This window comes from Streptomyces griseoviridis (assembly GCF_005222485.1).
Taxonomy (GTDB): domain Bacteria; phylum Actinomycetota; class Actinomycetes; order Streptomycetales; family Streptomycetaceae; genus Streptomyces; species Streptomyces hintoniae.
On record NZ_CP029078.1, the window covers coordinates 274,080 to 288,333 of the forward strand.

At 74.6% G+C, this 14,254-nt stretch carries 9 protein-coding genes and 1 pseudogene; 3 read left to right on the forward strand and 7 right to left on the reverse strand.

The genetic code is table 11. From position 1 onward, the window contains the following. Nucleotides 1-67: 67 nt before the first annotated feature. A pseudogene (locus DDJ31_RS01140) lies at nucleotides 68-1,024 on the forward strand (helix-turn-helix domain-containing protein); the annotation flags it as partial. A 33-nt stretch (nucleotides 1,025-1,057) separates the two neighbouring features. On the opposite strand, the gene DDJ31_RS38850 reads toward DDJ31_RS01140, so the two are convergent. The 7 genes from DDJ31_RS38850 to DDJ31_RS01175 all read right to left on the reverse strand — a co-directional run bounded on the left by DDJ31_RS38850 (nucleotide 1,058) and on the right by DDJ31_RS01175 (nucleotide 12,827). Then, a complete protein-coding gene (locus DDJ31_RS38850) occupies nucleotides 1,058-3,478 on the reverse strand; it encodes a SpoIIE family protein phosphatase (RefSeq protein WP_127182184.1) in 2,421 nt (806 codons plus the stop codon). A 136-nt stretch (nucleotides 3,479-3,614) separates the two neighbouring features. Then, a complete protein-coding gene (locus tag DDJ31_RS01150; protein ID WP_240678327.1) occupies nucleotides 3,615-5,168 on the reverse strand; it encodes an MFS transporter in 1,554 nt (517 codons plus the stop codon). Between the two features lie 174 nt (nucleotides 5,169-5,342). Continuing rightward, nucleotides 5,343-7,631, reverse strand: a complete 2,289-nt coding sequence (locus tag DDJ31_RS01155) for a lantibiotic dehydratase (protein WP_127182182.1) — start codon at nucleotides 7,629-7,631, stop codon at nucleotides 5,343-5,345. A 51-nt stretch (nucleotides 7,632-7,682) separates the two neighbouring features. Continuing rightward, a complete protein-coding gene (locus tag DDJ31_RS01160; protein ID WP_127182181.1) occupies nucleotides 7,683-7,955 on the reverse strand; it encodes an acyl carrier protein in 273 nt (90 codons plus the stop codon). 68 nt (nucleotides 7,956-8,023) lie between these two features. Then, nucleotides 8,024-9,022, reverse strand: a complete 999-nt coding sequence (locus DDJ31_RS01165; protein WP_127182180.1) for a threonine ammonia-lyase — start codon at nucleotides 9,020-9,022, stop codon at nucleotides 8,024-8,026. After that, the gene (locus tag DDJ31_RS01170; protein ID WP_127182179.1) at nucleotides 9,019-10,506 is read right to left on the reverse strand and encodes an amino acid adenylation domain-containing protein; all 1,488 of its coding nucleotides are present in this window, start codon (nucleotides 10,504-10,506) and stop codon (nucleotides 9,019-9,021) included. Before DDJ31_RS01170 ends, DDJ31_RS01165 begins: the two co-directional genes overlap by 4 nt. Beyond that, a complete protein-coding gene (locus tag DDJ31_RS01175; protein WP_127182178.1) occupies nucleotides 10,506-12,827 on the reverse strand; it encodes a lantibiotic dehydratase in 2,322 nt (773 codons plus the stop codon). The genes DDJ31_RS01170 and DDJ31_RS01175 overlap by 1 nt, the downstream gene beginning before the upstream one ends. A 292-nt stretch (nucleotides 12,828-13,119) precedes the next feature. Here DDJ31_RS01175 and DDJ31_RS01180 point away from each other — a divergent pair, with 292 nt between their 5' ends. Then, the gene (locus tag DDJ31_RS01180) at nucleotides 13,120-13,371 is read left to right on the forward strand and encodes an MbtH family protein (RefSeq protein WP_127182177.1); all 252 of its coding nucleotides are present in this window, start codon (nucleotides 13,120-13,122) and stop codon (nucleotides 13,369-13,371) included. Then, entirely contained in the window at nucleotides 13,364-14,140 is a 777-nt protein-coding gene (locus DDJ31_RS01185; RefSeq protein ID WP_127182176.1) for a 4'-phosphopantetheinyl transferase family protein, read from the forward strand. Before DDJ31_RS01180 ends, DDJ31_RS01185 begins: the two co-directional genes overlap by 8 nt. Nucleotides 14,141-14,254 lie beyond the last annotated feature (114 nt).

Here is a 14,254-nt window from a genome sequence, read left to right on the forward strand (position 1 = left end):
CCGGTCGGCCTGACGCTTGTTGTGAGGCGGCGGGTGGCGGACCATGGCGCTCCGGAAGGGGAGCGTGATGATCGAGACGGTGTTCCATACCCATGACCTGCCGCCCGGCGAGCGGGCGGACGCGTTCGTGGAGCAGTTGTCCCGCTCGCACGCGCCGGTGGGGATGGCGGGGCGGCCGGGCGCGGGGTTCCTGGCGCATCAGCGGATCATCGAGCTGGGCAGGGTGGCCGTGGTGCCCGCCACCATGGACTCCTTCGTGATCCACCGGACGCCGCGGCTGATCAGGCGCTCGGACCCGGAGAGCTACCATCTGTCGCTGATCACGCGGGGCACGGTCGGGCTGAGCCTGGCCGGGCGGGACACGGTGTACGGGGTCGGGCAGATGCGCACCAACGACTCCTCGCGCCCGTTGGAGATACGTCTCGGCACCGGTGGTGAGCGGATCGAGGCGGTCAGCGTGGACGTGCCGAGGTCGGCGCTGCCGCTGCCCGCGGCCAAGGTCGCGCGGGTCATCGGGCGGCCCCTCGACGGGCGCGGCGGGGTGGGGGCGCTGTTCGCCACCTTCCTCACCGGTCTCGCCGCGAACAGCGCCTCGTACACCGCGGCCGACGTCCCCCGGCTGGAGACGGTGCTGACCGATCTGCTCGCCGCCCTCTTCGCGCACGAACTGGACGCGCTCGACGCGCTGGCCCCCGAGACCCGCACGCACACCCTCGTCCTGCGGATCCGCGCCTTCATCCACCAGCACCTCGGCGATCCAGGGCTCACCCCGGGGCGGGTCGCGGACGCCCACCACATCTCCGTCAGCTATCTGCACCGGATCTTCCGTGAGCGGGACCGGCCGGACGGCGGTCCGGGCACCGTGATGGGGTACATCCGCGCCGAGCGGCTGGAGCGGGCCAGGCGGGAGCTGGCCGATCCGGCGCTGCGCGGGCGGCCGGTCCACGAGATAGCGCACCGCTGGGGCTTCGCCCACCCGAGCGCGTTCGCGCGGGCGTTCCGGGCCGCCTACGGGGTCGCGGCCCGGGAGTACCGGATGCACGCGCTCGACGCGGTGTCAGCCGCGGGCGGCCGGGGGCAGGTCCTGCTCGGCCCAGATGGTCTTGCCCTCGGGGGTGTGGCGGGTGCCCCAGCGCCGGGTGAGCTGGGCGACCAGGAAGAGACCGCGGCCGTTCTCGTCGAGGGCGCGGGCGTGCCGCATCCTCGGTGAGGTGCTGCTGGTGTCGCTGACCTCGCAGGTGAGGAACGCGTGCCGGAGCAGCCGCAGGCGCAGCGGTCCCGTCGCGTAGCGGATGGCGTTGGCGAGGAGTTCGCTGACGATGAGTTCCGTGGACATCGTCAGCTCCGACAGGCCCCAGGCGTCGAGTTGGCGGGCGACCTCGATGCGGGAGTCGGCGACCGCTGAGGGGTCGAAGGGGATCTCCCAGGAGATGACCTGGGTCGGCTTGAGGGGGCGGGGGCGGGCCAGGAGCAGGGCGACGTCGTCGGGCTGGGGGCCGGGCACCAGTCGGCGCACCGCTTCGGCGCAGAGGTCGTCCAGAGGCAGGCCGGTGCGGGCCAGGACCTCGGCGAGGCGCCGCATGCCGAGGTCGACGTCGCGTCCGATGCCCTCGATGAGGCCGTCGGTGTAGAGGCCGATGGTGCTGCCCTCGGCCAGTTCGAGGGTGCCCGACTCGAAGGGCATGCCGCCGAGGCCCAAGGGGGGTCCGACGGGCAGGTCGGGGAAGCCGACGGTGCCGTCGGGGGCGACGACGACGGGCGGCGGGTGGCCGGCGCGGGCCAGTTCGCACTGCCGGGTGACGGGGTCGTAGACGGCGTACAGGCAGGTGGCGCCGAGGACGGCGTTGCCGGTGACGCCGTCGGGGGGTTCCTCCTCGGTCAGCCGGATGACCAGGTCGTCGAGGTGGGCGAGCAGCTCCGCCGGGGGCAGGTCCATGTCAGCGAGGGTGTGGACGGCCGTGCGGAGCCTGCCCATGGTCGCCGCGGCGGTGATGCCGTGGCCGACGACGTCGCCGACGACGAGGCCGACGCGGGCGCTGGAGAGCGGCAGGACGTCGAACCAGTCGCCGCCGACGCCGTCCTTGGCCTCGGCCGGGAGGTAGACGTAGGCGGTCTCCAGGCCGGTGACGCCCGCGAGCGCCTGGGGCAGCAGGTTGCGCTGGAGGGTGAGGGCGGTGTTGCGCTCGCGGGTGTAGCGGCGGGCGTTGTCGAGGCCGACGGCGGCCCTGGCCGCGAGTTCCTGGGCGAGCAGGAGGTCGTCGGGGGCGAAGGAGGCCAGGTTCTCGGAGCGGAGGAAGGTGGCGAGGCCGAGGACGGTGTCGCGGGCGCGCAGCGGGACGGAGATGAGGGAGTGCAGCGCGTACTCGCGCATCCGGGCGGCGCGCTGGGGGTCCTTCACGGCCCACTCGGGGCTTCCGGGGTCGAGGACCGGCATGAGGACGCCCTCGCCGTCCAGCAGGTAGGTCCGGTCGTGGGGTGGCGGCACGAACTCCACCGGCTCCCCCACCCGGGCCAGCGCCTCGGGGGCGCCGGGGCGGACCGACTGGAGCCCGGCGCGGAACATGCCGGGCATGCCGTCCGGGAGGAGCGCGGCCGGCTCGTCGGTGCTGAGCGCGGAGTCCAGCAGGTCGACGACGGCGAGGTCGGCGAACCGGGGGACGACCACGTCGGCCAGTTCCTGGGCCGTGCGCAGCACGTCGAGCGAGCGGCCGAGGCGGGCCCCGGCGTCGTTCATGAAGACCAGGCGCTGCTGGGCCGCCCAGCGGTCGGTGACGTCCGAGACCATGTAGCAGACGCCGGTGACGGCGCCGTCGGTGCCGGTCAGGGGGAAGAAGGAGGTGGAGTAGGCGTGCTCGTGGTGCGGGTCGGCCCAGCTCCAGCCCCGGTACTCGTGGTCCATCACGGGGACGCCGGTGAGCAGGACCTTCTCCATCAGGTTCTCCAGCTTCTCGGCCTGGAGACCGGGCATGAACTCGCTGAGCCTGCGGCCGATGCGCTGTTCGCGCGGGACGCCGCCGAAGCGTTCGAGGACGTCGTTGAGCCAGACGTAGCGCAGTTCGGGGCTCATCACGGCCATGCCGATCGGGGCGCGGGTGAGGAAGCCGTCGAGGACGGACTGGCCGATGGCCTGGTCGGGGTGGCGTTCGTGGCCGGTGACGAGGAAGCAGTCGCCGAGGTCCGCCATCCGGAAGGCGGCCGAGACGCTCACGTCGGTGGGGATCTCGCGGCCCGCCCGGTCCCGGAGGGTGACCGTGCCGCGCCAGCCGGTGCCGGTGCGGCAGGCCTCCGCGATCCTGGACACGCGGGCCCGGTCGGCGGAGGCGACGAGGGGGCCGCCGGGGCGGCCCACGACGTCGGCCGCGCGGTGTCCGAGCAGTCGTTGCGCGCCACGGGTCCAGCCGACGAGGGTGCCGTCGGCGGTGACCACGGCGGTGGCCTCGTCGGCCGACCCGTCGGGCCGCCCACCTGCCGATGCCATGCGGGTCACCACCGTTCCGGAGCGGTTGCGCGCAGGGTGGATGAATCCACCCTGTAATCCAACGATATGCACGCTATGCGTATACAACCGATAAAAGCCTGTTCGCGCATCGCGAAGCGGGTGCGGTCGCCGGCCCTCAGGTCGTGGCGGAGGCGGGGCTGTCGCCGTCCCCCGACCGTTCGGCGGAGACCCGGTACAGCTCCTTGGACGTGGTGATCAGCTCCTGCTGCTCCTCGCGCGAGCCGACCATGGGCTGCGAGCCGTTGAGCGGGACCTGCGCGGTCTCGGGCAGGAACCGCACGGTCACCAGGCCGATCACCCCGGCCAGCATCAGGTAGTAGGCGGGCATCAGATCGTCGCCCGTGATGTTGACCAGCGCCTCGGTGACCAGCGGGGTGGTGCCGCCGAAGGCCGCGACCGCGATGTTGAAGCCGATGCCCATCGCCGCGTAGCGGACGGCGGTGGGGAACAGCGCGGGCAGGGTGGCGGCGCTGGGCGCGGCGAAGCAGGCCAGCAGCGTGGAGAGGATCAGGACGCCGGACAGCGGCGGCCAGAAGCCGTCCATCTTGATCAGCTGGAAGGCCGGTACGGCGAGCACGATCATGGCCGCCGCGGAGAACCCGTAGATCGGGCGCCGCCCCACCCGGTCGCTGTAGCGGCCGATGAAGGTGATCAGCAGGACGATCCAGACCATGCCGAGCAGGACGAGGACGTCGGCGGTGCCGCTCGACCGGTGCAGGGTCTCGGTCTGGTAGGTCGGCAGGAAGCCGGTGACCATGTAGTTGCTGACGTTGTAGAGCAGGACCAGGCCCATGCAGATGAGCAGCGGGCGCCAGTGCCGGGTCACGATGGTCTTGAACTCACCGCCCGCCGACTCCTGGGCGAGGGTCTTCTCGTGGTCGTCGAGCTGCTGCTGGAACGCCGGGGACTCCTCCAGCTTGAGCCGCATGTACAGGCCGATGACGCCGAGCGGTCCCGCGATCAGGAAGGGGAGGCGCCAGCCCCAGGCGAGCATCTGGTCGTCGGTGAGGGCCAGGTTCAGCAGGGTGACCAGGGCGGAGCCGAGCGCGTAGCCGACGAAGGTGCCGAAGTCGAGCCAGCTGGAGAGGAAGCCCCGGCGCCGGTCGGGTGAGTACTCGGCGACGAAGGTGGTGGCGCCGCCGTACTCGCCGCCGGTGGAGAAGCCCTGGACCATCCGGGCGATCAGCAGCAGGATCGGGGCGGCGATGCCGATCGAGCCGTAGCTCGGGATCAGTCCGATCGCGAAGGTGCCGGCCGCCATCATGATCATGGTGGTGGCGAGCACCTTCTGACGGCCGAGGCGGTCGCCGAGCGGGCCGAAGACCAGGCCGCCCAGCGGGCGCACCACGAACGCGGCCGCGAAGGTCGCGAACGACGAGATCACCTGGGCGCCGGGAGAGGCGCCGGGGAAGAAGACCTTGCCGAGGGTGGCGGCCAGATAGCTGTAGACGCCGAAGTCGAACCACTCCATGCAGTTGCCCAGCGCGGAGGCGCCGACCGCGCGGCGCAGCAGCGGCCCCTCGACGACCTGCACGTCGCCCGAGCGGAAGGCGCCCTTGTTGCGGCGCAGTCTGCGCGAGAGCTCCTCGCGCACCTGCCGGGGCAGTTCCGCCACCGCCTTGGACACCTTCGCCGAGCCCGAACGTCCCGACTTCCCCGTGGGCACCACGTCGCCCACACCTCCGCTCTCCTGGCCTCGCTTCACTGAAGCGAATCTTGCGGCAGTCCCGCACGCCTCGCATGCCGGACCGCCGCGTCGTCGCTCAGGGCCGCTGCCCAGGAACGGGCGCCTCACACTCGTCCGTTCGGGGGACCCGCCCCGGCGTGCGGGGCGGGCGCGGTCTCAGGGGGCCGGCTCGGTGTCGAAGGCCACGAACCGCAGCTCGGAGGTGTAGCGGCGGCCCTCGTCGTCGGTGAGCCAGGTCTGCTCGGGGCTCGGCAGCATCTCGGTGAAGGTGACGGTGGCCTCCGGGTCGTTGCGGGCCAGGCGGCGCAGCGCCTTGGCGAGGATGGTGACGTAGACGGGGCTGTCGAAGTCGACGTAGAACGGGCGGGACTCGGTGGGCGAGACGACGAACACGTAGCGGGGCAGGCCGAGGTCCGCGCTCCAGTGCCGGGCCCTGACGAAGCGGCGGGCCTCGTCCTTGTCGTCGGCGAATGCCGCGTCCGCGGCCGGCACCCGCCAGGTCTCGCGGGCCACGACCAGCCGGTCGACGGTGACCCGAGGGGTGTGGTCCGCGGGCGGCAGCGGCTGGAAGAGGTCCATCGCGAGGGTGGTCAGGACGTGGGAGAAGACGTCGACGGCGGGGAAGAGCGAGCCGTCGGGGAGCCGGACCAGGAGGTCGCCTCCGCGCTCGACGACGGTCGCGTCGGCGCTGCGCACGGCGCGCGGCCTGGCCGGGTCGGCCGTGAAGTCGGCCAGCGCGACCTGGTGGTCCTCGGGGCGGACCAGTGCGTGTCTGACCCGTACCGAGAGGCGGGAGCGGTGCTCCTTGGGGAGCAGCGGCAGCAGGCGCGGGCCCGGGTGGTCGCGGTCGGTGAGGCGGAACAGCTCGGCGATGTCGGGGTGCTGGTGGGTGAAGAGGGAGGCGCCCAGGGTGTTGGCGGCCAGGTGGAGTTCGCCGAGGACGAGGGTGAAGTCGCCGCGGGCCACCGCGTCGGCGCCGTCGGCGGCGATCATCACGTCCGGGCTGAGGTAGCGGGCGGCCGTCCAGCCGCCGCAGGTGGTGCCGAACTCCTCGCGGACGGCCGCCGCGATGTCCGCGGACCGCACGACGACCCGGCGGGCGTCCTCGGGGACGGCGAGGACGCGTCGCCAGCGGGCGGCGAAGTCCGCCTGGAGGTCGCTCGCCGCGGTGCGGGCGACGCCGTGCAGGACCGGCAGGCACGCGAACCAGAAGGCGGCCAGGTCCACCGGTCCCCCGGCGGCGAGGTCGGCGTGGACGCGGCGGGCCTCGGCGGTGACCGTCTCGGCCAGGCGCGCGGTGAGCCAGCCGGCGCTGTCCATGAGCAGCCGCAGCGGCTCCAGGGCGTCGAGCACGGCGGGGCCGAGGCGGGCGGTGGCCGAGCGCCGGGTGTCGGAGTACACGAGGGCGCGGCAGGGCGCCGTCGACGCGGACTTCTCGCGGACGGCGGCCGTCTCGGTGAGTTCGGTGAAGTCGCGTTCCAGCGCGGCCATGGCCTCGACGAGGGCGTCCTCGGAGCGGGCCGCGGCCACCCGGGCGCGTCCCGCCTCCAGCCGGTCGAGGGCCTCCAGGGCGCGGTGGCGCGGCAGCGGGTCGCCGACGGTGTCGAGCCAGGCCCGCAGGGCGCGGTCGGGGTGGGTGCCGGCCGGGACCTCGAGGCGCCACACCACCCAGCGGCGGGCGACGAGGTCGGCCAGGACGGCGGTCACGTCGGTGCCGGGGAGGGCGGCGGCGATGGCCCGTGCCGGGCGGACGCCGTCGCAGTGGGCGAGGACGGCCGCCGCCTCGGGCTCCACGGTCACCGGCCGTCTGCCGGGTACCCGGACCCGGTCGCCTTCGAGGGCGACGAACGGGATCCGGCGGGGCGCGATCCACTCGCGCAGGGCGGGGTCGGCGTCCAGGGTCTTCGCGAGTGCGTCGATGCCCCAACTCGCCCAGTAGACGCTGGAGTCTGCGATGAGTCCTGACCCGGGGTCGACGGTGACGCCGGGCGTGTCCTGGTCCCAGCGCCCCCAGCCGACCGGGCCGAAGAAGCCGATGGTGTCGTTCTTGACGCAGAACCGCTGCCAGTAGTGCGCGACCAGTTCCTCCCGCTGGCGCGGCATGCTGCTGCGGTTGTCGACGCCCGGCCTCCAGCGCAGGAACGGCGCGATGCCCGAGGTGAGGACGGGCCGGTTCTGCCAGGCGACGGCCTCCCGGAAGGACGGGGTGCGGGCGATGTCCTGGAGGGTGTGCGCGGTCTCGACGGCGGCGTCGGCGAAGAGGTGCGCGAAGTCCTGCCAGCGGGCGCCGTCGAGGGGGTCGGCGGCGGTGAACTTGTCGGCCGCCGCGGCCAGTCCCGCCGGGGCCAGGCGCAGCACGCCCTCGGCGGGGAAGCCGGGACCGCGCAGGGCGAACTGCTCCCACAGCCGCCAGCGGCCGAGGGACGGCACGAGGTCTTCGGTCATGGCTTGGCTCTCCTTGGCGGGCGGGGGCGGACGGTCGGCGGGGTGGGCCGGTCAGGAGACGCCGTAGTCGGCGTCCACGACCTCGGCCAGGTCGAGCGGGGTGGGGTAGGCGAAGACCAGGGAGACGGGGACGTCCGCGCCCAGGTGCTCCTGGAGGCGTCCGGTGATCTGGAAGGCGGTGAGGGAGTCGCCGCCCGCCTCGTAGAAGTCGGTGTGCTCGGTGAGGTCGGGCAGGCCGAGGACGTCGCGGAAGATCTCGACGAGCAGGTCGACCGTGCTGACGGCGGTGGTGGGGGCGGCGGCGGTGGCGGTGTTGGGGGTCATGGCGGGGCTCCTTCGTGGGATGTGCGGTGACGGAACGGGTGGGCGGATCGGTGGGTGGTGCGGAGGGGCTAGGCGCGGGTGTGGTGGGCGGGGTGCAGGCGGGCGGGGGTGTTGCCGCCCGAGACGACGGCCACGACCCGTTCCCTGCGGCCGGCGCGCAGGGCGCCGGCCAGGGCGACGGCTCCGCTGGGCTCGGCGTCGACGCCGTGGCGGCGCAGCAGGGCGGTGGCGGCGAGGATCTCGTTCTCGTCGACGGCGATCAGCTCGTCGACGCGGTCGCGGATGATCGGGTAGGGGACCTGTCCGGGGCGCTGGCCGCGCAGGCCGTCGGCGACGGTGGCGCAGGGCGGCAGGGCGACCGGGTGTCCGGCGGCGAGGGAGCGGGCGTAGCGCGGGGTGAGGGCGGGTTCCACGCCGACCACCCGGACCGGGTGTCCCGCGGCGGCCAGGCAGACGCCCGCGAGGAGTCCGCCGCCGCCGGTCGGGACGTACACCGTCTCGGTGCGGGGGGCGTCGGTGAGGAGTTCGGTGCCGACCGTGCCCTGTCCGGCGACGACCAGCGGGTGGTCGGAGGAGGGCACGAGCAGGGCGCCGGTCTCCCGGGCGAGGGCCCGCGCGTGCTCCTCCCGTTCCGCCACTCCCCCGCCGACCTGGACGGTCTCGGCGCCCAGCGCCCGGATCGCGGCGGCCTTCGCGGGGGCGGCGCCGGCCGCGAGGACGACGGTGAGGGTGATGCCGAGCGGGCGGGCGAGCCGGGCGAGGGCGATGCCGTGGTTCCCCGACGATCCGGTGACGACCCGGTCGGCGCCCAGCGCGAGCACCGCGTTGGCGGCGCCGCGCGTCTTGAACGAGCCGCCGGCCTGGAGGTGTTCGCCCTTCAGCAGCAGGTCGGGCCCGTGCGGTCCGGCCGAGGGGCCGCGCAGCAGGGGCGTGCGGACGATGTGCGGGGCGATCCGCAGGGCGGCGGCGTCCAGGTCGGCGCGGGTCGGCAGGGCGCGGGTGACGGGCCGTCCGGTGGGGGCGCGGCGTGCGGTGGACGGGGTGGGGCGCAGGTCGGTGGGGGTCATGGGGTGCCCCCGGTGACCAGGGTGCGGCGGTCCGTCTTGCCCGCGCGGGTGGTGGGGAGGCTGGTGTGGCGCTGGAAGCGGCGCGGCATCAGGTGCGGCGGGAGCGAGCGGGCCAGCTGGGCGCGGAGGGTCGCGTCGGTGGTGGCGGCGAGGTCGCCGGTGAGGTGGGCGAGCAGGTAGAGGCGGCCCCGGTCGTCGGTGTGCGGGGCGATCACCGCGCCGGTGACGCCCGGCAGGGCCAGCAGCGCGCCCTCGATCTCGGCGGGGTCGACGCGGTGGCCGCGGATCTTGAGCTGGCGGTCGGTGCGGCCCGCGTAGTGCAGTCCGTCCCGCTCCCAGCGGCCGAGGTCGCCGGTGCGGTAGAGGCGGGCGCCCGGCGGGCCGTAGGGGTCGGGCAGGAAGCACTCGGCGGTGCGGGCGGGGCGTCCGCCGTAGCCGCGGGCGACTCCGGCGCCGCCGATGTACACCTCGCCGACCGTGCCGTCGGGGACCGGCGCGAGGTGCGCGTCGAGGACGCGGACCACCGTGCCGGCCCGGGGTCTGCCGACCACGTCGCCGCCCGGGTCGGGGGTGGCGGGGACGTCGTGCCTGGTGGTGGTCATGGTGCACTCGGTGGGGCCGTACTGGTTGACGAGCCGGCCGGGGGCGAGGGTGCGGCCGCCTGCGGCGAGGAAGGGGCGCAGGGACTCGCCGCTCGACGCGACCAGGGTGACCCCGGCCAGCGGGTCGGCGAGTCCTGGCCGGCCCGCGAGGTGGGCGAGGAAGGAGGGGGTGACGCTGAGCAGCGCGGTGACCCGGTGGTCGCGGACGGTGCGGGCGAACGCGTCGGGGCGCAGGACCCGGGCCCGCTCCACGATCACCAGCCTGGCGCCGGCCAGCAGCGGGGCGAAGGTGTCCCGGATGGAGGCGTCGTAGCCGAGCGGCGCGGTCTGCAGGGCCACCGTGTCGGGGCCGAGGCCGAAGGCGTGGGCGGTGTCGCGCAGATAGGCGTCCAGCGCGCCGTGTTCGACCAGGACGGCGCTGGGCTCCCCGGTGCTGCCCGAGGTGTGGCTGACGTAGGCGAGGGCGTGCGGGTCGACGGGAGGCGGGGGCTGGGCGTCGGTGGGCGCGGGCCGGTCCAGGAGGACGGCGGGGACGCCCAGGTCGAGGGCGTGGGCGTGCGCGGAGGTGGTGACCAGCAGGCGGGCGCCCGCGCTGGTCACGAAGGCCGCGAGCCGGTCGCGGGGCTGGCCGATGTCCAGGGTGAGGAAGGCGGCTCCGCAGCGCAGGACCGCCGCCATGGCGGCCACCGCGTCGAGGCCGTGCTCGACGGCGACGGCGCACACCGTCTCGGGGCGGGCTCCGCCCGCGCGCAGCAGCCGGGTCAACTCCTCGACGCGGGCGGCGAGTCGGGCGTAGGTGACGGCGCCTTCGGGGGTGTCGAGGGCGATCCGGTCGGGGTGTCTCGCCGCGTGCGCGGCGATGTCGTCGGCGATGGTGCGCATCAGGACTCCCCCGCGCCGGTGACGGTCGTGTCGACGGCCACGAACCTCAACTCCGAGGTGTAGCGGCGGCCTTCGTCGTCGGTGAGCCAGGCCTGCTCCGGGGTGGGCAGCATCTCGCTGATCCGCAGCCGGGCGCCGGGGTCCTTGCGGGCGAGCCTGCGGGCGGCCTTGGCGAGGATGGTGAGGTAGACGGGGCTGTCGAAGTCGACGTAGAACGGGCGGGGTTCGGTCGGGGAGACGATGAAGACGAAGCGGGGCAGGTCGTGGCGGCGGCGCCAGTGGCGGGCCTTGACGAAGCGGCCGGCCTCGTCCTTCTCGTCGATGAAGTCGGCCTCGCTGACGGGCAGTTGCCAGGTCTCGCGGGCCACCACCATGCGGTCGATGGTGATGCGGGGGGTGTGGTCGCCCTCGGGGCGCAGGGTGAAGCGGTCCATGACGCGCTGGGTGAGGGTGTTGGCGTAGACGTCGAGCAGGTCGTGTCCCGTGCCGTCGGGGAGCACGGCGGTGAGGCGTCCTGCGCGGTCCTCCACCAGGACGTCGGCGCCGAGCACGGTGCGGGGGCGGTGCGGGTCGCCGGTCTGGTCGACGAGGGCGATGTAGTGGTCCTGGGGCCGTTCGAGGGACGGCCGGCTGCGGGTGGACCACTTCAGCGGCAGCTCCTTCGGCAGCATCGGCAGCAGCCGCGGGGCGGGGAAGTCGCGGGTGGTCTCGGCGAGCAGCTCGTCGCGGTCGGGGTGCTGGTGGACGAAGAGGGAGGCGCCCATGGTGTTGAGGGCGCAGTGCATCTCGCCGAGGACGAGGTCGACGTCGGCGCGGGCGAGGGCCGCCTCGTCGTCCGCGATGACCAGCACGTCGGGGCTGATGTAGCGGGCCAGGGACCAGCCGTCGCCGGGCTCGTCGAACTCGGCGCGTACCGCGTCGGCCAGTTCGGCGGTGGTCGCCCGGACGCTGCGGGCGCCCGGCGGGACGTCGAGGACGCGGCTCCACTTGGCGCGGAGTTCGGCCTGCACGCTGTCGATCAGGGCGCCGGCGTCGGGGTGCGGGGAGGGCAGGGTGTGCAGCCACAGGGCGGCGATGTCGACGGGTCCCTCGGCCCGCAGCCGGTCGTGGACGGTGCGCAGGCGGTCGCGGATCAGGTCGGCGAAGCGGTTGGTCATCCAGCGGGCGGCCGTCAGGCAGAGCTGGAGCGGCTCCAGGTGGGCGAGGAGTCCGGCGCCGGCCGTGGCGGTGGCGGCCCTGCGGGCGTCGGAGTACACCAACCCCCGGCAGGGCGCGGTGCGTTCGCCCTTGGCGCGCTGGGCCTCGCTGTCGGTGAGGGTGGCGAAGTCGGCTTCCAGGGCGGTGATCGCGGCGGTCAGGGCGGTGGCGTCGGCGCCGGCCGCGCGGACGGCGTCCCGGCCGTTCTCCAGGACGGCGAGGCGGCTCAGCGCCCTCTCCCGCGCGGCCTGGTCGGGGACGCGCTCCAGGATGGCGCGCAGGGCCTGGTCGGGGTGGGTGGCAGCGGGTACGTCGAGGCGCCGCTGCGCCCATCGGCGGGTGATCAACCGGTCGACGACGGCGGCCACTTCGTCGGTGTCCCGGCCGAGTTCGGCGGCGATGGCCGCGGTGTGCCGGGTGCCGTCGCAGCGTTCGAGGACGGCGAGTTCGTCGGCGTCGGCCGGCTGGGCGGGGCGTCCCGGTACCCGGACGGTGCCGTCGGCGATGCGGGCGAAGGAGACCCGGCGCGGCGGTATCCAGCGCATCAGGTCGGCGTCCTCGGCGAGGACCTTGGCCAGCGCGTCGATCGCCCAGCCGGAGAAGTACACCTCCTGCGCGGCGAGGAAGCCCTCGCCGGGGTGGACCGTCACGGCCTCGGGCGCGGCCTGGTCCCAGTGCCCCCAGCCGACCGGGCCGAAGAAGCCGATGGTGTCGTTCTTGACGCAGAACCGCTGCCAGTAGTGCGCGACCAGTTCCTCCCGCTGGCGCGGCATGCTGCTGCGGCTGTCGACGCCCGGCCTCCAGCGCAGGAACGGCGCGATGCCGGTGCGCAGGATGGCGGGGTTCTGCCAGGCGAGGGCGGCCTGGAAGCGGGGCTGGGCGGCGACCTCCTGGAGGTGGCGCGCGGTGGTGACGGCGGCCTCGGCCAGCTCGGCGGTGAAGTCCTGCCACTCGGGCCCGGAGAGGTCGCTGCCGGGGCCGAACTTGTCGGCGGCCTCGGCCAGTCCCGGCGGGGCGAGCCGCAGGACGCCGTCGGCGGGGAAGCCGGGGCCGCGCAGGGCGAACTGCTCCCACAGCCGCCAGCCTCCGCCCGGCAGCAGGACAGCTGCGTGTTCGTCCGACATCGCGTGCTCCTTCCGGAAAGGGGTTGCGCGGGGGGCCGTGGCCCGGGGTGCCGGGCCGCACAGGGGGTGGTGCGGCCCGGCAGGACCGTCGGTCCGCGCCGCCGGGATGCCGGGCGCCCCCGCCGGAGAGCACCGTCCCGCGCCGGGGCACCCGGTCACCAGAGAAGTTCCGGCAGCAACGCGTGCCGAGGGCTCGGCGTGTTCGGCCCTGACCCGGCGCGGCGGCCCCCGGCACGCTGGCCACGTCGGCCCCTGACCTGTGGCCGGCCCCATCACCTGCGGGAGGTTCACCGTGACGCAATCCACCGACGCGACCGGCGCGGGCGGCGAGGAGTCCCGCCCGGACACCGACGAGGTGTACCTCGTGGTGCGCAACGACGAGGAGCAGTACTCGATCTGGCGGGCGGACCGTGAGCCGCCGGCCGGCTGGTACCGGGAGGGCCTGAGCGGCACCCGGCAGCAGTGCCTCGACCACATCGGTGTGATCTGGACGGACATGCGTCCGCTCAGCCTGCGCCGCCGGCTGGCCGGGGCAGATGTCTGAGGGCCGATCGGGTCGGCTCCTGGACCTGTCGGCGCACGCTCCGCCGACCCGGCCGCCGGCGCGGCTGTGCCCCGCCGTGCTCGACCTGTCCGGGCTGCACGGCTTGGACCCGCCTGGTCCGCGTCCGCTGCGGGAGCCGCTCGAGCTGTATCTCGCCCAGGTCGGCGCCCAGGACGAACAGGCGCTCCAGCGGGCCGGGGAGCTGCTCGACGCGGAGGAGCGGGCCCGCGCCGCCGCGTTCAGGCACGACCGGGACCGGGACGCGTATGTCGTCGCGCACGCCGCGTTGCGCGGGGTGCTGAGCGTGCTGCTCGGGGTGCGCGCACAGGCGCTGCCGTTGGCGCGTGACCCGTGCGCGGGCTGCGGCGGTCCGCACGGCCGTCCGACGCTGCGGACGCCCGGGGTGCACTTCTCCCTGTCGCACAGCGGCGGCCTGGTGATGGTGGCGCTGGCCCCTGAGCCGGTCGGTGTCGACGTGGAGGGGCTGGCCACCGTGCGGACGGTGCTCGGCGCGCAGTCGGCGCTGCACCCGGCGGAGGCGCGGGAGCTGGCGCTGCTGCCGGAGCACGGGCGTCCTGCCGCGTTCACCCGGGCCTGGGTGCGCAAGGAGGCCTATCTCAAGGGCCTGGGCACCGGGTTGGTGCGCGATCCGTCCCTCGACTATGTGGGGACCGGGCCCGCGCCGCGCTCCCCGGCGCCCGAGTGGACCCTGCGGGACGTGCTGGTCCCGTCCGGGTACGCGGCGGCGGTGGCCCTGCGCACGCCGTGAGGGAGCACCGCTGGGCCCCGTACGGCTCGCGCGCGAGGACAGCACGAGGAACGCCAAGAGCACGGAGAACGCGAAGAGGACGGAGAGGACGGAGGTTAAGGAGAGTACGGAAAG